Genomic DNA, 18,051 nt, shown 5'->3' on the forward strand with positions numbered 1-18,051 from the left:
AATTGTCACAAAGTCTGAATGGGCAGTTCATAGAATCCAGACATACTTGCCGCCCTGACCGACCGAGAAGCCTTATGCCCCGGCGCTTATTCAAACGTTACATGCCAGACCCGATGAGCATCAGGGAACACAAATCCTTACGCTTTCTCGGCACGCTGTTGCATGACCCGAACCTGTGGCACCTCAACCGCCACTCCGTTGCCCGCGCCATGGCGGTGGGGCTGTTCGCCGCGTTTCTGCCGATCCCGTTGCAGATGCTGCTGGCAGCCATCCTCGCCATCATCGTGCGCGGCAACATGCCGATTGCCGTGAGCCTGGTCTGGCTGACCAACCCGATCACCATGCCTGCGGTGTTCTTCTGCACCTACCAGGCTGGCGCCTGGCTGATGGACGTTCCCACCCGGCAGTTGCCGGACTCACTGACCTGGGAATGGATCAGGGGCGAAATCTCGACACTGTGGCAACCGTTTCTGTTGGGCTCGGTTGTAACCGGGCTGGCACTCGGTGCACTGGCCTACTTCCTGGTGATGATGTATTGGCGCTGGTGGGTGGCGCGGCAATGGAAGCGGCGCAGGCAAAGTCGAATGTGAGAATGCAAAACGGCCTCCACTTGGGAGGCCGTTTTTTTTATGCGGTGTCTGGGCTGACGCCATCGTCGGAACGCCGCCCGGAGCAAGCTCGCTCCCACACTCGATCCATGTCGCAAAGTAGATCCCCTGTGGGAGCGAGCTTGCTCGCGATGCAGGCGACACGGTATCCCTTAAGTACGCATCCCGCGCCCGCTGACCAGCAACCGTGCACTACCGAGATACAGCACCGCGGTCGCGACCAGCATGAAGGCGATGGCCACGCTGATGCGGATATCCGAAACGCCAAGGATGCCGTAACGGAACGCGTTGACCATGTGCAGCACCGGGTTGGCAAGGGACACGGTCTGCCAGAACGGCGGCAGCAAGGTGATCGAGTAGAAGACCCCGCCCAGGTAAGTCAGTGGCGTCAGCACGAAAGTCGGAATGATCGAAATGTCATCGAAGTTGCGCGCAAACACGGCGTTGATGAAGCCCAGCAGCGAGAAGATCGTCGCGGTCAGCACCACCACCAGAATAGTCACGCCCAGATGATGCACCTGCAAATGGGTGAAGAACAGCGACAGCAGAGTCACGATGATCCCCACCATCAACCCGCGTAGCACACCGCCCAGGGTGTAGCCGATCAGAATAGTGTGCGGCGACAGCGGCGAGACCATCAGTTCTTCAATGGAACGCTGGAACTTGCTGCCGAAGAAACTCGACACCACGTTGCCGTAGGAGTTGGTGATCACCGACATCATGATCAGCCCCGGCACGATGTACTCCATGTAAGTGAAGCCACCCATGTCGCCGATTTGCCGACCGATCAGATTACCGAAGATCACGAAGTACAGGACCATGGTGATGGCCGGTGGCAGCAAGGTCTGCGGCCAGATCCGGGTGAAACGCCGGACTTCACGGTAAACGATGGTGTTGAGGGCAACGAGGTTGGGGCGCAGCTCGGAACTCATACCGCCACCTTCGACAGATTTTTCTCCACCAGGGACACGAACAACTCCTCAAGCCGATTGGTTTTGTTGCGCAGGCTCAGTACTTCGATGTTCTGCTGCGCCAACTGGGTGAACAGCGCGGTGATGCCCATGGATTTGTCCACCTGGACTTCCAGGGTGTGGCTGTCGATCAGCCGGGACGGGTAGCCGAGCAACTGAGGCGCCACTTGCAACGTGTTCTTCATATCCAGCAGGAACGTTTCCACATGCAATTGGCTGAGCAACTGCTTCATGCTGGTGTTCTCGACGATGGTGCCGTGGTCGATGATGCCGATGTTGCGGCACAACTGCTCAGCCTCTTCCAGGTAGTGGGTCGTGAGGATGATGGTGATGCCTTTCTGGTTCAGCTCGGTGAGGAAGCTCCACATTGAGCGACGCAGCTCGATGTCCACCCCGGCAGTCGGTTCGTCGAGGATCAGCAGGCGCGGTTCATGAACCAGCGCGCGGGCGATCATCAGGCGACGCTTCATGCCGCCGGACAGTGAACGCGACGGCACGTCCTTCTTGTCCCACAGGCCGAGCTGGGTCAGGTACTGTTCGGCGCGTTCCTTGGCGATTTTCGCCGGGATGCCGTAGTAGCCGGCCTGGGTCACGACGATGTCGAAGGTCTTTTCGAACTGGTTGAAGTTGAACTCCTGAGGCACCACGCCGATGGAGCGCTTGAGCTGCGCAGGATTCCTGTCCAGGTCGTGGCCGAAGATATTCACTGTGCCGCTGGTCTTGTTCACCAGGGTCGAGAGAATGCCGATGGTCGTGGATTTGCCGGCGCCGTTCGGGCCGAGCAAGGCGAAGAAGTCACCTTCGGCGACATCCAGATCGATACCACTCAGGGCCTGGAAACCGTTGCCGTAGGTTTTGGTTAGCTGCCGGATGGACAGAGCGGAACTCATATCTGATTTACGCACCAAGAAGGGAAGAAAGGGATAAGTATGGGCGGCGGCGAACAATACAACCGCAGCGAACTGGCACAATGGTGCTTGTCGCCGCCACACAAGTACAGTCAAGCGTGTCGATAGTGAGTATTAAGTCAACGCGGTCATGACGGCCTTCCGATACGCCGGACGCTGTTTCAACCGTGCGTACCAGGCCTGCAGATTCGGTTGTGGCGCACGCTCGATCGGCATCTCGAACCAGGCATAAATGAAACTGCCCAAGGGAATATCGCCCATGCCGATCTCGTCTCCGGATAGGTAGGGCTTGTTCGCCAACGCCTGATCGGCCATCGCCAGCAACGTCTCGCATTCCTTGATCGCCGCCTTGATGGCGGGCCAGTCCTGCTGGTCTGCCGGGGTACGCAGCACGCCCCAGAACACGGTGCGGAACGGGCCGGCAAAGCTCGAAGTGGTCCAGTCCATCCACTTGTCGGCAGTGGCGCGGGCCTTAAGATTGTTCGGGTACCAGGCCGTGCCGTCGGCATGCAAGGCCATCAGGTAACGCACGATGGCGTTGGATTCCCACAACACAAAACCGTCGTCTTCAATGACAGGCACGCGACCATTGGGATTCATGGCGCGGTAGTCGGGCGTATCGACGACACCAAAGGCGCCACCGGCATCGATCGCCTCATAGGCCAGCCCCAGCTCTTCGGCGGCCCACAATGGTTTTCTGACATTCGACGAGTTTTTCCGACCCCAGATCTTCAGCATGACCGCCTCTTTTTCGATAAGTGGGCAGGCAGCATACGCCGGATCAGGCGCGACTCAAATCGCTCTGCATGTCACCCAACAGCGCTTGCTGTTGCTCGCCGAACAGGTGCGGATAGCATTTTTCCAGGTGTTCGAAAAAGAACGCTTCAGGTACGTCGGCGAACTGGCCGTGATCGACGAGGTACTCCATCAGCTTCGCGCCATCGCGGTTGAAGGGATGAAAAACACTGTCGTTGATCCCGTCGAACTCCAGCGGCGCCACATTGAACAGATCGCAGAGTTTGCGGTTGAACGCTGGCGTCGCCTTGACCCAGCGATCCTGCAAATAGAACTCGGTGTAGCCGTGCATGGCGAACATGTCGCTCTTGAGCAACTCAAGCAGCCGTGGCGTCGACAAATGATTGCGCACATCCGCCAGGCCGATCCGGGCGGGAATCCCGCAATGCCGCGCTGCACCTGCTAGCAGCGTAGCCTTGGGCACGCAGTAACTCTCCCCGGCCGCCAACGCATAACTGCCGCACAAGGTTTGCGGATCGCGACTGAATGTATACGGGTTGTAGCGCACCGCTTCGCGCACGGCGTAATAGAGACTGATCGCCTGCTCCAGCGGATCGCGACTGGCGCCACGGTGCTTTTCGGCGAACTCCACGACGGACGGATGGTCACTATCGATGAAGCGGCCGGGACTCAGATACTCGTGCATGAGAATAATCTCCTGGGGAAGCCCCGAGTCTAGCGAGAGCTTCAGCACAGAGATAACGACATTTCGGCCAAATATGGGCGCTTTGCCGCTTGCTCGATGAACGCTTTTTCCACGATTCCAAACACATCGCTCCAACCAGCCTGTTTCGCGGATGCCGTCTAAGCTCTGTGGGCTGGTTCGCCCTGGTTTCACGGAGGAATGAATATGCTGCTGTTGTGGATACTGGTTCTGCTGGTCGGGATTGCTTATTTGGCCCACCGCCGCATCGCCCCACTGCCCGCCCTGAGCATCGTGGCCGTCTATGTCGTGGCCATGGGCGCTTTCAGCCGCGCGCCGGGCTGGCTGTTGCTGGTTTACTGGGTATTGATCGCCGCCGTCGCCGCGCCCTTGCTGCTGCCCGACCTGCGCCGCAAATTGTTCAGCGCGCCGATGTTCAACTGGTTCCAGAAAACCCTGCCGCCCATGTCGCAAACCGAACGCGATGCCATCGACGCCGGTACGGTCTGGTGGGACGGCGAACTGTTCAGTGGCCGTCCGGACTGGAACAAACTGCTGTCCTATCCCAAAGCGCAATTGAATGAAGAGGAGCAGGCTTTCATCGATGGGCCGACCGAAACGCTCTGCGCCATGGTCAGTGAATGGCAGCTCAGTCAAACCATGGACCTGCCGCCGCAAGCCTGGACATTCATCAAGGACAACGGCTTTTTCGCCCTGATCATCCCCAAGGAGTTTGGCGGCAAGGGCTTCTCCGCCTATGCCCACTCGCAAGTGGCGATGAAACTGGCGAGCCACAGCGGCGACCTCGCCTCCACCGTGATGGTCCCCAACTCCCTCGGCCCGGCCGAACTGTTGCTGCATTACGGCACCGACGAACAACGCAATCATTACCTGCCACGCCTGGCGCGCGGCGACGACATCCCGTGCTTTGCCCTTACCGGTCCCTTGGCCGGCTCCGACGCCGGCGGCATGCCGGACTCCGGGGTGATCTGCAAAGGTGAATGGCAGGGCCAGGAAGTCCTCGGCCTGCGCCTGAACTGGGAAAAGCGCTACATCACCCTCGGCCCGGTGGCCACCCTCCTCGGCCTGGCCTTCAAGGCCTACGACCCGGATCACCTGCTGGGCGACAACGAAGACCTGGGTATCAGCCTGGCGCTGATTCCAACCGACATCGCCGGTGTCGAAATCGGGCGCAGGCACCTACCCTTGGGCGCCGCGTTCATGAATGGCCCGAACTCAGGCAAGGACGTGTTCGTCCCCCTGGAGTTCCTCATCGGCGGCCAGGAGATGCTCGGCAAAGGCTGGATGATGCTGATGAATTGCCTGTCGGTCGGGCGTTCGATTTCCCTGCCGGCGGTGGGCACCGGCATGGCCAAGTTCACCAGCCTGGTGACGGGCCAATACGCTCAGGTTCGCGAGCAGTTCAATGTGCCGATTGCCACTTTCGAAGGCATTCAGGAAGCCATGGCGCGCATTGGCGGCAACACCTGGATGATGGACGCCGCCCGCATGCTGACCGCCAACGCGGTCGATCTGGGCGAGAAACCGTCGGTGCTGTCGGCGATTCTCAAGTACCACCTCACAGAGCGCGGCCGCGATTGCATCAGCGATGCCATGGATGTGCACGGCGGCAAGGCGATCATCATGGGGCCGAACAATTACCTCGGCCGCAAATGGAACTGCGCGCCGATTTTCATCACCGTCGAAGGCGCGAACATTCTCTCACGCAACCTGATGATCTTCGGCCAGGGTGCGATTCGCTGCCATCCCTTCGTGCTCAAGGAGATGGCCCTCGCCAGCCGTGAAGACAAGGATCAGGCGCTCAGAGAATTCGATGGCCTGCTGCTCAAGCACATCGGTTTTGCCGTGGGCAACGCCGCCAGCACACTGGTGCTCAATCTCGGTTTCGGACACCTCGAACACACCCCGGGCGACAAGCTCAGCCAGGGTTACTTCCGCGCTCTCAATCGTCAGGCCGCGGCTTTCGCCCTGCTCGCCGACCTCAGCATGATGCTGCTGGGCGGCGCACTGAAACGCCGCGAACGTCTGTCCGCACGGCTGGGTGACGTGCTGAGCAACCTTTACCTGGCCTCGGCCGCACTCAAGCGCTACAGCGATCTCGACTCACCGCAGTACATGGCACCGCTGCTGGCCTGGGCCATGGAAGAAAGCCTGGGCGAGGCGGAACGGGCCATGGATGAGCTGTTGAATAACTTCCCGAACAAAGTCGTCGGCTGCCTGTTGCGGGTGATCGTGTTCCCGTTCGGTCGCCGGCACAAAGGGCCATCGGACAAACTCGGAGCCGAAGTCGCTGGGTTGATTGGCCGCGCCAAGGACGACCCTGCCCTGGAGGAATTACTCCTGGGTTGCTATCGCCCGCAAGCGAGCGACGATCCGGTCGGTGCATTGCAACACGCCTGCAATCTGTTGAGCGCCGCACAGCCGTTGCAGAAAAAACTGCACGTGGCGGTCAAGAGTGGCCAGGTCAAACCGCTGGCCGGCGAGTCGGTGATCGATGCCGCCCTCGAGGCTGGCGTGTTACAGCCGGTGGAAGCCCAAACCCTGCGTGAAGCCGAAGCAGCCCGGCGCAAGGTGATCGATGTCGATGACTTTGACCAAAAGGCTTTGGCACTGGCCAAGGGAAAAGTCCGCTGATCCCTTCAAGCATGTAAAAACGGGCGCAGGCGCTTTATACTCCCGCGCCCGTTTTGCTCTTGAGGACTTATCTCGTGTCCAACATCGTTGCCGATCATCTCGTTTTACTCGACCACCTGCGCAGCATCCTGGTCGCCGTAGGTGAGGCCGAGCAGGTTCCCGACGAAAGTCATGCCTTGTTCCTTGAGCGCTTCGACGAACTGCTTGCATCGCTGCCGATTGACCCGATCGAAAGCCAGTACCTGGGCCAGGACATCCTGTGCCAGGTCATTACGCGCTATCCGCAAATCGCTCACCTGGTCCCGCGCGACCTGCTGTGGTATTTCGCCGGTGACTGCCTGCATTACATGCCCGATGATGAAATCGACCTGTATCAGGCACTGGAAGAGCGCCGTTTCGAAGCCGAACAGAACGACGAGCCTTTCGACTGGAACCAGGAAAAGCAGCTGCTGGCGCTATCGAACCAGGACAGCAAGCACTGATCTTCAATCAGTGATGCCAAAAGGCCCGCATGCTTGAGCATGCGGGCCTTTTTTTATTGCCTTCAGCGCAACCCGTCAATTTCGTCAACCGCACTGTGCTGCGACCTTGCCCACCCGCCTATCTCCAGCCTTTGCACCAATGGTTTTGTTTAAATTCATGGCACTTTGGTTTGATTGAACTACCTTCAAACAATAAGAAGTCATGACGGCTCGATTTTCCACGTCAGCTTCAGTGATCAGACAGCGGATTGGCAAAAGGAGTTACCTCACCATGATCCTGGCAGGCGCTTTTCGGCTCTGTACCTTCATTGCCGATGACTTTCCGGGGGAACCAGGTCGACCCATAGGCACGAGTATCGCTCAGACGGGCAGTCCAGGTAACCGGATCACTAAAAACCGATTCAGCAAAGGTCGCTCGCTGTCCCGCCAGATCAGCGAATTGCGCCCGCTCGTGTGTAGCACGCAAGGAATAACGCCAAGGCCATGGATGAGTGGTCGGGCGCATTGGGGGGGATAGCCCGATCCCCGTGAAGTGATCCGAGACAACTCAGTCCGCCTAAAGACGGTCTATCCAGTGAGGATGTACTTAATGAGCCTTCGTACCGTGCCCGCTTTCAAGCGAATTTTCCATGGCCTGTTCTGGATGGGCCTCAGCGTGGATGCGGCTCAGGCCGCGCCGGCCAATTGCCAGCAACTGGACAGTTGGCCGACAACGTACGAGGTCGGTCAGGGGCTGCAGAATGAACTGCGCAGCCCCGTTCCGGTAACTCAACTGGCGGTGGGCGACCCGAAAATTGCCGACGTGCAACCCAGCGGCAGCAACGCTTTCATACTCACGGGCATTGCGCCGGGGACCACCAGCCTGATGGTCTGGACCGCCTGTTCGAAAACGCCGCGCCAAAGCATGGTGTTCGTCAAGGGCAAGGCCACGTCGGCGCTGACCAGCGTGCCGTCGGTGCCTTCCGACGACCCGCTGCTGCCGAGCCAGGTGCAGACCGATATCCGCTTCGTTGAAGTCAGCCGGACCAAGCTCAAGGAAGCCTCCGCCTCGATTTTCGGCGTCCGCGGTAACTGGCTGTTCGGCTCGCCGAGAACCTTGCCCACCATTGGCGGCATTGTCACGCCGTCGATACCGGTGAGAAACGACCAGTTCAACCTCACGTTTGCTACCGGCAGTACCCTGGTGGCACTCAACGCGCTAGAGGGCAGCGGTTTCGCCTATACCCTGGCGCGGCCAAGCCTGGTAGCGCTCAGCGGGCAGAGTGCGAGCTTCCTGGCCGGCGGTGAAATACCGATTCCGGTGCCCAGTTCAGGCAGCGATAACATTTTCATCGAATACAAGGAATTCGGTATCCGCCTGACCCTGACGCCGACCATCGTCGGGAAAAACCGTATCGCGCTGAAGGTGGCGCCGGAAGTCAGTGAACTGGACTTCACCAACGCCGTGAGCATCGCCGGCACGATAGTCCCGGCCCTGACCGTGCGCCGTACCGATACCAGCATCTCCCTGGCCGACGGCGAAAGCTTCGTCATCAGCGGCCTGATCAGCTCCCACAACGATTCCCAGGTGAACAAATTTCCGGGGCTGGGCGATATCCCGGTTCTGGGCGCGTTTTTCCGCGACAACACCATCAACCGTGAAGAGCGCGAACTGCTGATGATCGTCACCCCGCATCTGGTCCAGCCATTGGCGGCCAATGCACAACTACCGTCATTGCCTGGCGAGCAGCTGCGCAATTATGACCCGAACTTCTACCGCATGTTCTTCCTGGAAAATGGCGACTTCGACAGTCGCAGCGGGCTCTCGCAATGAACCGGAGCCTGAACCAGACTTGCCTCGCCCTCACGCGTAACGGTGACTTTGCACGCTTGCCGGGCCAGCTGTATTGCCATTGGCCAGGCGTTCAACGTGTTGCGGCCAGGGGACCTTCGATGAAAGCAGTCATAGCAATAGCGGCGACATTAATGCTCGCGGGTTGTGCCAGCAATGGCCTGTCTTCGCAACCGGCCAGCTGTGCCAAGCCCGGTTCGGAGCAAGAACTGGCCCTGAACCTGGCCGACAACATGGCCGAAGAAGGCCGTTTGTATGCCAGCCTGGCGAATCTTGAAGGTTTGCCCGATAACCTGGTCCAGGTTCGCCTGCGCAAGGCTCGGGTGCTGCGCTTGATGGGGCGTAGCGGCGACGCGCAGCCATTGTACGAAAGCCTGCTCGGCACCTGTCTGGCGGCTGAAGGGGAACATGGCCTGGGCCAGCTGGCCGCAGCCAAAAATGATAACGCCAGCGCTGCCACTCACCTTGAGCGTGCGGTGAAGATGGCCCCCACCGACGACAGAATGCGCAATGACCTGGGGGTCGTCTACCTCAATCAGCGACGGATCTCTGAAGCACGCTTTGAGTTCATGACCGCCATGGAGCTCAAGCAGGCAAACACACTGGCGGCACTCAATATGGTGACGTTGCTGATCTACCAGGATAACTGGAAGGCGGCTGCCGACCTCGTGACCCGCGCCGACTTGAGCCCCCAGCAAGTCGTAGAGGCTCAAACCCGCGCGGAAAAACTCAAGGCCTCCGCCAAAAAAGTGGTGGCTACCGATGGCAATCGCAAGACTGAGGTAGCCGATGCCTCTACCAGTGCGAACAAGTAGAACGTACGAGGAGTCGAGATGAATACCAAAAGGCTGTTGATCGTGTGCATGGCTTGCCTGTCCACCACTGCCTGGGCCATTGAGCCGGGCCCCGCTTCGCCGTATCAACAAGGCACCGAACAGTGGTTGCAGCTGCAGATTCGCGGTGTGGTTGCCTCCCCAAAACTGCAAACCGCTTCGGCCACCGAACGTGACCTGGCCATGCAGCGCTGGCTGAATAGCTTCAACTATCCGATTCCGCAATATTTTGACCAGGATACAGCGGGAGAAATGACCATCGGCAACTGAGGCCTGTCGATGGGTGATCAGCCTCTGGCGTAGTCCTGAGTGGCCTGGCTGCAAAGCCGGGTTTGATGTCGTGTGCAGGAAAATACAGTCCAGGTATTAAAAGGTGGAGCAGGCGATTGAAGTGAATGCACTCCGTTCGCCTGCTCCACCTCGTTCTTATGCAATACAGCCATCCTGTTCGACAGCAAGCCACTCCTGTTCACTTACCGAATACTTTGAGTACCCCGATCAGGGGGGGGCCAATGGTGATCAAAAAGAAGCTCGGCCACAGACATAAAATCAGTGGGAATATCAGCTTGGTGCCGATTTTCGCCCCCATCTCTTCGGCGGCCTGCGTACGCCGGTCACGGAATTCATCGGCATAGATGCGCAGGGTATCGGCCACGCTGGTGCCGAAGCGGATACTCTGCGCCAACAGACTGACCAGCCCTTGTACGTCATCCAGGCCCGTGCGTACGGCCAGTTGCTTGAGCGCCTCGGTACTGGAAATGCCCGCGCGGATTTGCGCATTGACCAGGGCCAGTTCTTCAGCCAGTTCGACCTGACTGACCGACATCTCCTCAGCCACCCGTTCGATGGTCGTGGGCAGGGCCAGGCCCGACTCCACGCACACCACCATCAGATCCAGCGCATCCGGAAACGCAGCACGCAGCCGACCTTGTCGCAACTGCTTGCGCTTGGCGACATACAGTGCTGGCACCAACCATCCGATACCGGCCACCATGAACACCAACAGCAGCCCCATGATCAGGGACACCTTGGGAATCATCGGCAACAGCAGCAACGCAACGCCGACCAACAACAGCGGTAACATCAAGCGAACCGCCCAGTACATCTGCACCGCCGAAGAGGAACGGTACCCCGCATGCGTCAATAAAGTCTGGGTGACGGACGTCTGAGCCGATTCGGCCGAGGCAAAGCGCTGGCCGACCCGCTCCAGCAACAGTTGCAGATTACCCGGAGCCTCCTGCCCGGCGGTATTGCCTAAATGACCACGCTTGATCAGCGCCAGACGACGCTGCACCGGATCCTGAAGCCCCATCATCAGCAAGATCACGGCGACGACCGCAAGCACCGTACTCAAACCGATCGCGCCAAGGAACAACAGGCGCGCCATCTCCTCGTTCCCCGTGACCCGACTGAACAACCCGAGCAAAAAATCCATGACCTGTACCTCCCGGTAGCGAATACCGCTTAAACCTGAATCCGGATGATTTTGCGTATCCAGAAAATCCCGACCAACATGGCAATGAAAGCCCCAATGATCAGCTTATGGCCAACCGGATCATTGAGCAGCAAAGGCATGTAGGTGGGGGTTGTGACCAGGATCGCCGCCGCCAACACGAAGGGAATAGCCACGAGCACCCAGGCCGACATTCGCCCTTCGGCCGACAAGGTTCTGACCTTGCGCTGAAAGCGGAAGCGCCCCCGAATCAGGCGACTCAGACGCTCCAGCACCTCGGTCAGATTACCGCCGGTCTCGCGATGGATGAGGATCGAGGTCACCAGCATCATCACCGTCATGCTCGGCATGCGTTCCAGCAGGCCGAGCATGGCCCGGCGCACATCGTTGCCATAGTTGATATCGGCGAAGGTCAGGCCGAACTCATGAGCGACCGGCCCCTTGTGTTCTTCGGCCACCAGGCGCAGGGTTTCGTTGAAGGGGTGCCCGGCGCGCAAAGCGCGGCACATGGCGTCCAGCGCATCCGGCAGGCCTTCCTCGAACGCAGCGAAACGCTTGCCACGGTCGCGAGAGATTTTCAGTATGGGTAACCAGAAGACCGCGAAACCCGCCAGCAGCGCCATCCACCAGACTGACCAAACCATCCAGATCAAGATACCCGCCCAGACACCCAGCACCAGCCCGAGCAGCAACACCCGATAGGCCCGGTATTCGTGCCCGGACTGCTCAATCATTTGCGTCAATGCTTCCATAAAAGGCAGCTGCTCAAGCCTGGCCTCCCATGGCGACAAACGCGTCAGGTATTTCTGTCGCAACACGGTCTGCATGCTGGACTGATTGTTGGCTTTCTCCAGTACGTGCAGGCGGCCACGAATGCGCTTGCGCATCTTGCCGGCCTCGCCGAATACCGGCACCGCCACGCCCTGGGACAAGAGGAAGACGGCAATAAACACCATGCCGAGGAACATCAGAATGAATTCACCGGGAACCTGGTTCATGATTGCCGTGCCTCCATCCACTCAGGCCTGAACATCGCAAGCGGCAACTCGATACCGCGCTTGGCCAGCACATCGCGGAAGGCGGGGATCATGCCGCTGGGCCGAAAATCACCGAGTACTTCGCCGTTTTCGCTCACGCCGTGGCGCACGAAGGAGAAGATTTCGGTCATGGTGATGATCTCGCCCTCCATGCCGTTGATCTCCTGCACGCTGACCAGGCGGCGCTTGCCGTCCTCCTGGCGTTCCAGTTGGATGACCACTCCGATGGCCGAAGCGATCTGTTGGCGCATGGCCTTGATCGGAAAGGTCGCCCCGGTCATCGACACCATGTTCTCGATTCGCCCCAATGCATCGCGTGCGGTGTTGGCGTGGATCGTGGTCAGCGAACCGTCGTGACCGGTGTTCATCGCTGTCAACATGTCCAGCGCCTCGGCGCCGCGCACTTCGCCGATCACAATACGGTCCGGCCGCATCCGCAGGCTGTTGCGCACCAACTCCCGCTGGCTTACCTCGCCGCGCCCCTCGATATTCGAAGGCCGGGTTTCCAGACGCACCACATGCGGCTGCTGCAGTTGCAGTTCAGCCGAGTCTTCGATGGTGACGATCCGCTCGTTGTGTGGAATGAAACTGGACAGCACATTGAGCATGGTGGTCTTGCCGCTGCCGGTACCGCCGGAAATCAGCACGTTCAAGCGCCCACGGACAATCGCCTTGAGCAGCAGGGCAATGGCCGGGGTCAACGCCCCCACCTGGATCAGGCTGTCGGTATTGAGCAGGTCCACGGCAAAGCGCCGGATCGACATGCTAGGGCCGTCGATGGCCAGCGGCGGAATAATCGCGTTGACCCGCGAACCGTCCTTGAGCCGCGCATCCACCAACGGCGAAGACTCGTCGATACGCCGACCCAGGCTGGAAACGATGCGGTCAATGATGTTCAGCAAATGCCGATCATCGCGAAAACGCACATCGGTGCGTTGCAGCTTGCCGAAGCGCTCGACATACACTGAGTCATGCCGGTTGACCAAAATGTCGGACACACTGTGATCGGCCAGCAGCGGTTCCAGAGGCCCCAGACCGAGCACCTCGTCGGTGATCTGCTTGATGATCAACTGGCGGCTGGAAGTACTCACCGGTGCCGAGTGTTCATCGAGCAGACGCTGGCAAATATCGCGAATCTGCCGCGCGGCCTCTGCCTGTTCAAGGGAGTCCAGCAAGGACAGGTCCATGACCTTGAGCAACTGCTGGTAGATCTTTTCTCGCCACTCGGCCTCCACCGGGGTGACCTGACTTTTGGTTTCGTAAAGAACGTCCGGCGTTGCACGTTCCCACGCCATTACTTCCTCGGCCGGATCCGGCTGGTCGTCACCCGGCTGGTTAGCCGACGATGAGGCGGGTTTACCGGACTGTTTGCGCAAGCGGTTACGAAAGTCGCTGATCATGGGTCACCCCCCGAAAAAACGGTTGAAGGCGCGTTTGAACACGCCTTTTTTTCCAACCATCTGATTGCCGACCAGGTCATCGGCCACGTTGCGCAGGGCAGCGGTTATCGCCGCCTTCGGCGCATGCACACTCAACGGCACGCCAGTGTTCTGGCTCTGGCTGACCAGGTTGAAGTCGTTGGGTAATTTCGACAGGTTCGTGCAGCGCAGCGCCTCGCCGATATCCTTGAGGCTGACCGCTGCCGCCTTGTCATAGCGGTTGACCACTATCTGCAATTGATCCCCACGCACGCCCAGGTCTTCGCGAAGAATCCGCACCAGGGAGCTGGCATCGCGCAGATGGCTGACGCTCTGCTGCACCACCACGTACACCCGATCCACCTGTTCCAGCACGGAACCGGTGAGGTGGTCGATTTGTCGCGGCAGATCGATCACTACCCAGTCATAGCTGGCGCGGGCCAACTGCATCAGGGTATCAAGTTGCTCGGGTTGGGCATCCTGCGGCAGACACAGCTCACCGGCCCGGCCACCCAGCACATGCAAGGTCGGGCTGAAGTGGCTGCAAAAACCGCGTAGCGCAACACTGTCCATGCCGTCGATCTGATGCAACACCTCAAGATGGCTGTGCGTTTGCGCCACATCCAGGTAATGCGTCACGCTGCCAAATTGCAGGTCCATGTCCAGCAACAGAGTACTGCCACCCTTCATGCTGAGCTGCTGAGCCAGGTTGCAAGCCAGCATGGTGCCGCCGGATCCGCCCTTGGCGCTGATCACGGCGAGCAATTTCCCTTCTGTCCCGCTGCCGGTCCGAACCTCCATGACCAGCCGATTCAAGGCGGCGACCAGTTCTGTCTCGGCGACGGGCTCCGGCAGCACGTCGCGGGCGCCGGCCTGCATCGCCAGGCGCATGCCTTCCTGTTCGCTCAGCAGACCGCACACCAGCATCGGCGGACGCTCATGGGCCGGGCGCTGCAACAGTGCCGCCAGCTCTTCACGCCACAGGTGGCTGACGCGCAACAGCAACAGATCGGGCATCCGGTCCAGACCGTAGAGTGGGTCGACATGCCCGTTGCTCACCAGCCGAGTACTCACCTCCAGGCTGGGCATGCGTTGGCAGACGCCTTGCAGGTCGCGCAACGACGTGGCATCACGGCTGCTGATCAGCAACCGTAGCCCGGCTTTGCTGGTCGAGGTAGAGACGGGAGTTTCCTTGGTATTCAGCATGGCGTGATCTCCCCGGAATCGGAATGACGCCCGAGGCTTTCGCGTGGCAACGTTGCCCTGAATGGGGGCAAGGTAATGGGCACGCCGAACCCGGGAATAAACAGATTGAAAACGAAGTTTTGCAGACTCAACCGGACATAGCGGATGGCACGAAAACCATTGACGCTGACCAGGTCAGCGGGGTTGGCCACCAGTGCACCGTTTACGTCCAGGTAGGTCAACGTCAGGTGGGTGGTGGCCAGATCGCCGATCAGCTTGCTATTACCTGCATCGCCCGCGGCATTGAAGATCGCCCGCCGCAACACCACCGGATCGCTGATATTGCATACCGCCGCCAGGCGCGTGCCACGGCGCACGGCCTCATCCAGCGCATTGACCGTGAAGTACAGGCGGCCCATTTCCACTACGCCGAACAACAGCGTGAACACCAGCAGACCAATGACGGCGAACTCCACCGTATAGGTGCCGCGCATGTATTTTCTATTCATCACAGGGCCCTCATCACGGTAGTGGCGACCAGCGGAATGCCCAGTGCAATCTGATTACCAAAAAAACCGGGAAGCGCTCCGGCGCATTTGCCACCGCCAATCACCGGGCAGAATGTGTAAGTGATGGTGACCCGCACATGGTCAGTGCCCTCTGGGGCGACGATAACGTTGCCAGTCGTCAAATCTGACAACACCGCAGCCCCGGTGTCGACAGGCACGCCAAACACCGCAACGTTTTTCGTCTGGGTCTCCAGCGTATCGCTCAGAGCAACCTTGCCAAGCGTTGAGTCCCAGGCCTGGCTGGCGACAAAACGGTCGGCATCGCGGCTGGCCTGCAGCAGCAGGTTGTACTGATAGAGCATGCGGCCGAACTCACCGAAGGCCAGCAACATCAGGAGCAACACCGGCAGGATCAGGGTGAATTCCACTATGGCCAGGCCTTGCTGGCGCTGCGGATGTTTAAATCCGTGAAGTCTCATGACGCCTCCTACGAGTCAGTGCTCGGAGTGCCGCTGCCGTTGAGATAGGTTTTGTAGAGCTGAATGATCTGCGGGCCGGAATCGGTGGACGGCGAGGGGCCGGCCACGTTGTCGCCTTCGCACTCTTTCACGAACTGGCCGAAGATCTCCGCTTCCGCGCCGCCGCCGTCCATGGGCTGCACCACGAAATAACAGCCAAAACCGAGGACCGGGATCGAGGTTGAACCATTATTTTTCCCGGCGCAGTCGCCCACCACGATTTTCAGCATCCGGCGCTCGAACACCCCATTGCTCTCACAGCCACTGGCCCCTGCCACACACGCGGCAACGCTCGTACGCCAGTCGTTATAGTCCAGTATCGCGTTGCCGCCCGCCGTGAGGGTGCCATTGCTCGAGGTGACGGTTTGCCCCTGGTACTTCGGGCCTGTGCCGTCGTCAGTAATTGCGGGGTTACTGGACGAGGTCACCAGGTCCGGCGGATAGGCCGAGGCGCTGACCGGGCCGTTGTAGATGCCGAAGCGTGTATTCAGGCCTTGAGACGCAGGGCCGACCTTGTTGCCAGGTTCGGTCGCCACGTTGTCTCCCACATTGCGGCAGACCTTGCCGCCTCCGGCCATCTCCTCCCTGATCGCATTGCCGCCAGTGCCAAAATCGAGCAACTGAAAGTTGCCTGGACCAATGGGCGAGTTATTGCCGGCAGCCGTCTTCAATACCTTCAATTCACCAAACTGGAAGCCCCAGAACATACCGGCGCCCGGGTTGTATTGAGCCGGGTCGCCACAGACCATCAAAGGCGCGAGATCGCAGGGGCTGGTAGGGCTGGGTCCCGCGGTGGCGATCGCCGCCACCGCCTTGTTCCCCAGGGCGCCTAATGACTGGGCGAAGTTCCAGAAAAATCCCGTCAGGCTATAGCTCGCTACCGATACCCGAACGTACTTGGCATCCGTTGGCCCGGGATAGGAGAACGGGCCATAGACGCTGCTTGCCATCTCCACCACTGCAAATGTGCCTGCATTGCCGCCGACAGCCGTGGCCAATTCGTTGTTGCCTGCAGCATTGGCATTTTGTGTCAACGTATTGAGCGCGGCGGTACGCGTCGCGCTGGCCGCGCTGACACTGTTGACGCCCCCCTCCACCTGACTCAGGGTTTTGGCGCCACTCAGGGCGGCGGCGTCCACCGCACTCTGCAGGCGCGTTTTGTTCAGCATCATATGCCCGCCGTCCAAAGCCAACGCCGCCATCATGGCCATCGCCGCCAACGCGATCACCATCAAGACACTCACCGATCCTTCCTGGCGCCTTGGCGTCGAAGTGAACGGCCGCTGAATACGAAGATTCATCATCAAGCCCTCGATTGCCGATACTGATCCGGATCGGCTCCGCCAATACCGTGGTGCCCAGAGACCTGTTGCGTCCCGTCAGCGAATGTTTACTACTTTGGCTTCGATCCCGCGGATAACGGTGATACCCCCGCCCTCGCCACTGCTGCGCTGTACCACGCGTTTTGGCGCCTCGGCGGTGGCCACAGCCATGGCTGGGGCAACTGGCGTAGCAGGCGCAACGGCCGGGCTTTTCTTCTCGAGGTTCAGTGGGTTACGCAGCGCCAGTTGCAACTTGCCTTCTGTCTGCGCCGTAACCAGGGCCTCCGCTTCAGCGGCCGACATCTCCAGCGTCACGGCGCGCACCACTACCGGTTGCGTCTTATCGGTACCCGCGGTCTGATCCACCGCCAACACCCGCAAGTTCTCGAGGATGGTCCTGGACGTGGCGCTGTTACTGCCCGAATTGGTGGTTTTGGTCGCCAGTACATCGACCCGGTTACCCGGTAACAGGAATCCGCCGACACCGACCACATCGTCCACACGCACCGATATGGCGCGTTTGTCAGGAGCAATCAAAGAGGCTAGGGTGCTGCCCCCCAGGTGCTCGCTCAGACGTGCACCACGCACGATGTCGCCCCGCAGAATGTCGAACGTTGCAATCTTGCCCACGGCTTTTTCGCTGGCATCGAAGGCATCGTCCGGGATCGTATCCATGGGCATGCGTACGGTCGTGACCTGCTGGGCTTCGACCATCTGCCCGAATGGAATCTCTACCGTGGCAACCACCACGTTTCGAAAGTGGTCATCCGGGCTGGCATTGAGCCGCGCGCTCAGCCAGGAGTCGGCCATCCATGCAGCCCCAAGGCCCATGACCAGGGAAGCGCCTATCAGGGTAAGCGTACGAGAGCTCATGTCAGTATCT

Annotated in this window: 18 protein-coding genes; 6 read left to right on the forward strand and 12 right to left on the reverse strand. The window is 59.8% G+C overall.

The genetic code is table 11. The features are described 5' to 3' along the window. Nucleotides 1–74: 74 nt before the first annotated feature. Nucleotides 75–590, forward strand: a complete 516-nt coding sequence (locus tag WHX55_RS23565) for a DUF2062 domain-containing protein (RefSeq protein WP_150726174.1) — start codon at nt 75–77, stop codon at nt 588–590. A gap of 170 nt (nt 591–760) precedes the next feature. On the opposite strand, the gene WHX55_RS23570 is transcribed toward WHX55_RS23565, so the two are convergent. The 4 genes from WHX55_RS23570 to WHX55_RS23585 all read right to left on the reverse strand — a co-directional run bounded on the left by WHX55_RS23570 (nt 761) and on the right by WHX55_RS23585 (nt 3,928). Then, the gene (locus WHX55_RS23570) at nt 761–1,540 is read right to left on the reverse strand and encodes an ABC transporter permease (RefSeq protein WP_046037490.1); all 780 of its coding nucleotides are present in this window, start codon (nt 1,538–1,540) and stop codon (nt 761–763) included. After that, nucleotides 1,537–2,469 carry an ABC transporter ATP-binding protein gene (locus WHX55_RS23575; RefSeq protein ID WP_008054108.1) on the reverse strand — a complete coding sequence of 311 codons (933 nt, stop codon included), beginning with the start codon at nt 2,467–2,469 and terminating at the stop codon, nt 1,537–1,539. The genes WHX55_RS23570 and WHX55_RS23575 overlap by 4 nt, the downstream gene beginning before the upstream one ends. Nucleotides 2,470–2,601: 132 nt before the next feature. Continuing rightward, nucleotides 2,602–3,225: a glutathione S-transferase gene (locus WHX55_RS23580; RefSeq protein ID WP_353741425.1), complete on the reverse strand. Its 624-nt coding sequence runs from the start codon at nt 3,223–3,225 to the stop codon at nt 2,602–2,604. Between the two features lie 43 nt (nt 3,226–3,268). Continuing rightward, complete coding sequence (locus WHX55_RS23585) at nt 3,269–3,928, reverse strand: transglutaminase family protein (RefSeq protein ID WP_150758376.1); 660 nt, start codon at nt 3,926–3,928, stop codon at nt 3,269–3,271. Between the two features lie 204 nt (nt 3,929–4,132). Here WHX55_RS23585 and WHX55_RS23590 point away from each other — a divergent pair, with 204 nt between their 5' ends. The 5 genes from WHX55_RS23590 to WHX55_RS23610 all read left to right on the forward strand — a co-directional run bounded on the left by WHX55_RS23590 (nt 4,133) and on the right by WHX55_RS23610 (nt 9,996). After that, nucleotides 4,133–6,580 (forward strand): acyl-CoA dehydrogenase, encoded by a 2,448-nt coding sequence (locus WHX55_RS23590; RefSeq protein WP_353741426.1) that lies wholly within the window; start codon nt 4,133–4,135, stop codon nt 6,578–6,580. Nucleotides 6,581–6,654: 74 nt separating this feature from the next. Beyond that, nucleotides 6,655–7,062: a PA2817 family protein gene (locus WHX55_RS23595; RefSeq protein WP_150754013.1), complete on the forward strand. Its 408-nt coding sequence runs from the start codon at nt 6,655–6,657 to the stop codon at nt 7,060–7,062. A gap of 589 nt (nt 7,063–7,651) precedes the next feature. Beyond that, entirely contained in the window at nt 7,652–8,875 is a 1,224-nt protein-coding gene (locus tag WHX55_RS23600) for a type II and III secretion system protein family protein (protein WP_353741427.1), read from the forward strand. Nucleotides 8,876–8,994: 119 nt separating this feature from the next. After that, entirely contained in the window at nt 8,995–9,708 is a 714-nt protein-coding gene (locus WHX55_RS23605) for a tetratricopeptide repeat protein (protein ID WP_353741428.1), read from the forward strand. Between the two features lie 18 nt (nt 9,709–9,726). Next, nucleotides 9,727–9,996, forward strand: a complete 270-nt coding sequence (locus tag WHX55_RS23610) for a DUF3613 domain-containing protein (protein ID WP_353741429.1) — start codon at nt 9,727–9,729, stop codon at nt 9,994–9,996. A 199-nt stretch (nt 9,997–10,195) separates the two neighbouring features. Here the strand turns inward: WHX55_RS23610 and WHX55_RS23615 are convergent, their stop codons facing one another. The 8 genes from WHX55_RS23615 to cpaB all read right to left on the reverse strand — a co-directional run bounded on the left by WHX55_RS23615 (nt 10,196) and on the right by cpaB (nt 18,041). Further along, nucleotides 10,196–11,161 (reverse strand): type II secretion system F family protein, encoded by a 966-nt coding sequence (locus tag WHX55_RS23615; protein ID WP_353741430.1) that lies wholly within the window; start codon nt 11,159–11,161, stop codon nt 10,196–10,198. A gap of 29 nt (nt 11,162–11,190) precedes the next feature. Beyond that, nucleotides 11,191–12,177, reverse strand: a complete 987-nt coding sequence (locus WHX55_RS23620) for a type II secretion system F family protein (RefSeq protein ID WP_353741431.1) — start codon at nt 12,175–12,177, stop codon at nt 11,191–11,193. Then, nucleotides 12,174–13,616 (reverse strand): CpaF family protein, encoded by a 1,443-nt coding sequence (locus WHX55_RS23625; RefSeq protein WP_353741432.1) that lies wholly within the window; start codon nt 13,614–13,616, stop codon nt 12,174–12,176. The genes WHX55_RS23620 and WHX55_RS23625 overlap by 4 nt, the downstream gene beginning before the upstream one ends. A gap of 3 nt (nt 13,617–13,619) precedes the next feature. Further along, nucleotides 13,620–14,840: an AAA family ATPase gene (locus WHX55_RS23630; protein WP_353741433.1), complete on the reverse strand. Its 1,221-nt coding sequence runs from the start codon at nt 14,838–14,840 to the stop codon at nt 13,620–13,622. Beyond that, the gene (locus tag WHX55_RS23635) at nt 14,834–15,328 is read right to left on the reverse strand and encodes a TadE family protein (protein ID WP_353741434.1); all 495 of its coding nucleotides are present in this window, start codon (nt 15,326–15,328) and stop codon (nt 14,834–14,836) included. The genes WHX55_RS23630 and WHX55_RS23635 overlap by 7 nt, the downstream gene beginning before the upstream one ends. Beyond that, entirely contained in the window at nt 15,328–15,807 is a 480-nt protein-coding gene (locus WHX55_RS23640) for a TadE/TadG family type IV pilus assembly protein (protein ID WP_353741435.1), read from the reverse strand. Before WHX55_RS23640 ends, WHX55_RS23635 begins: the two co-directional genes overlap by 1 nt. A gap of 8 nt (nt 15,808–15,815) precedes the next feature. Beyond that, on the reverse strand, nt 15,816–17,150 hold the full coding sequence (locus tag WHX55_RS23645) for a Tad domain-containing protein (RefSeq protein ID WP_353741436.1): 1,335 nt from the start codon (nt 17,148–17,150) through the stop codon (nt 15,816–15,818). A 75-nt stretch (nt 17,151–17,225) separates the two neighbouring features. Then, entirely contained in the window at nt 17,226–18,041 is an 816-nt protein-coding gene (gene cpaB, locus WHX55_RS23650) for a Flp pilus assembly protein CpaB (protein ID WP_353741437.1), read from the reverse strand. Between the last annotated feature and the right edge of the window lie 10 nt (nt 18,042–18,051).

This window comes from Pseudomonas fluorescens, assembly GCF_040448305.1.
Lineage (GTDB): Bacteria > Pseudomonadota > Gammaproteobacteria > Pseudomonadales > Pseudomonadaceae > Aquipseudomonas > Aquipseudomonas fluorescens_BH.

Bases quoted from the DNA above. Each gene is read 5' to 3' on its own strand.
- WHX55_RS23565 (WP_150726174.1), top strand. From the start codon at position 75: ATGCCCCGGCGCTTATTCAAACGTTACATGCCAGACCCGATGAGCATC.
- WHX55_RS23570 (WP_046037490.1), bottom strand. From the start codon at position 1,540: ATGAGTTCCGAGCTGCGCCCCAACCTCGTTGCCCTCAACACCATCGTT.
- WHX55_RS23575 (WP_008054108.1), bottom strand. From the start codon at position 2,469: ATGAGTTCCGCTCTGTCCATCCGGCAGCTAACCAAAACCTACGGCAAC.
- WHX55_RS23580 (WP_353741425.1), bottom strand. From the start codon at position 3,225: ATGCTGAAGATCTGGGGTCGGAAAAACTCGTCGAATGTCAGAAAACCA.
- WHX55_RS23585 (WP_150758376.1), bottom strand. From the start codon at position 3,928: ATGCACGAGTATCTGAGTCCCGGCCGCTTCATCGATAGTGACCATCCG.
- WHX55_RS23590 (WP_353741426.1), top strand. From the start codon at position 4,133: ATGCTGCTGTTGTGGATACTGGTTCTGCTGGTCGGGATTGCTTATTTG.
- WHX55_RS23600 (WP_353741427.1), top strand. From the start codon at position 7,652: ATGAGCCTTCGTACCGTGCCCGCTTTCAAGCGAATTTTCCATGGCCTG.
- WHX55_RS23605 (WP_353741428.1), top strand. From the start codon at position 8,995: ATGAAAGCAGTCATAGCAATAGCGGCGACATTAATGCTCGCGGGTTGT.
- WHX55_RS23610 (WP_353741429.1), top strand. From the start codon at position 9,727: ATGAATACCAAAAGGCTGTTGATCGTGTGCATGGCTTGCCTGTCCACC.
- WHX55_RS23615 (WP_353741430.1), bottom strand. From the start codon at position 11,161: ATGGATTTTTTGCTCGGGTTGTTCAGTCGGGTCACGGGGAACGAGGAG.
- WHX55_RS23620 (WP_353741431.1), bottom strand. From the start codon at position 12,177: ATGAACCAGGTTCCCGGTGAATTCATTCTGATGTTCCTCGGCATGGTG.
- WHX55_RS23625 (WP_353741432.1), bottom strand. From the start codon at position 13,616: ATGATCAGCGACTTTCGTAACCGCTTGCGCAAACAGTCCGGTAAACCC.
- WHX55_RS23630 (WP_353741433.1), bottom strand. From the start codon at position 14,840: ATGCTGAATACCAAGGAAACTCCCGTCTCTACCTCGACCAGCAAAGCC.
- WHX55_RS23635 (WP_353741434.1), bottom strand. From the start codon at position 15,328: ATGAATAGAAAATACATGCGCGGCACCTATACGGTGGAGTTCGCCGTC.
- WHX55_RS23640 (WP_353741435.1), bottom strand. From the start codon at position 15,807: ATGAGACTTCACGGATTTAAACATCCGCAGCGCCAGCAAGGCCTGGCC.
- WHX55_RS23645 (WP_353741436.1), bottom strand. From the start codon at position 17,150: ATGATGAATCTTCGTATTCAGCGGCCGTTCACTTCGACGCCAAGGCGC.
- cpaB (WP_353741437.1), bottom strand. From the start codon at position 18,041: ATGAGCTCTCGTACGCTTACCCTGATAGGCGCTTCCCTGGTCATGGGC.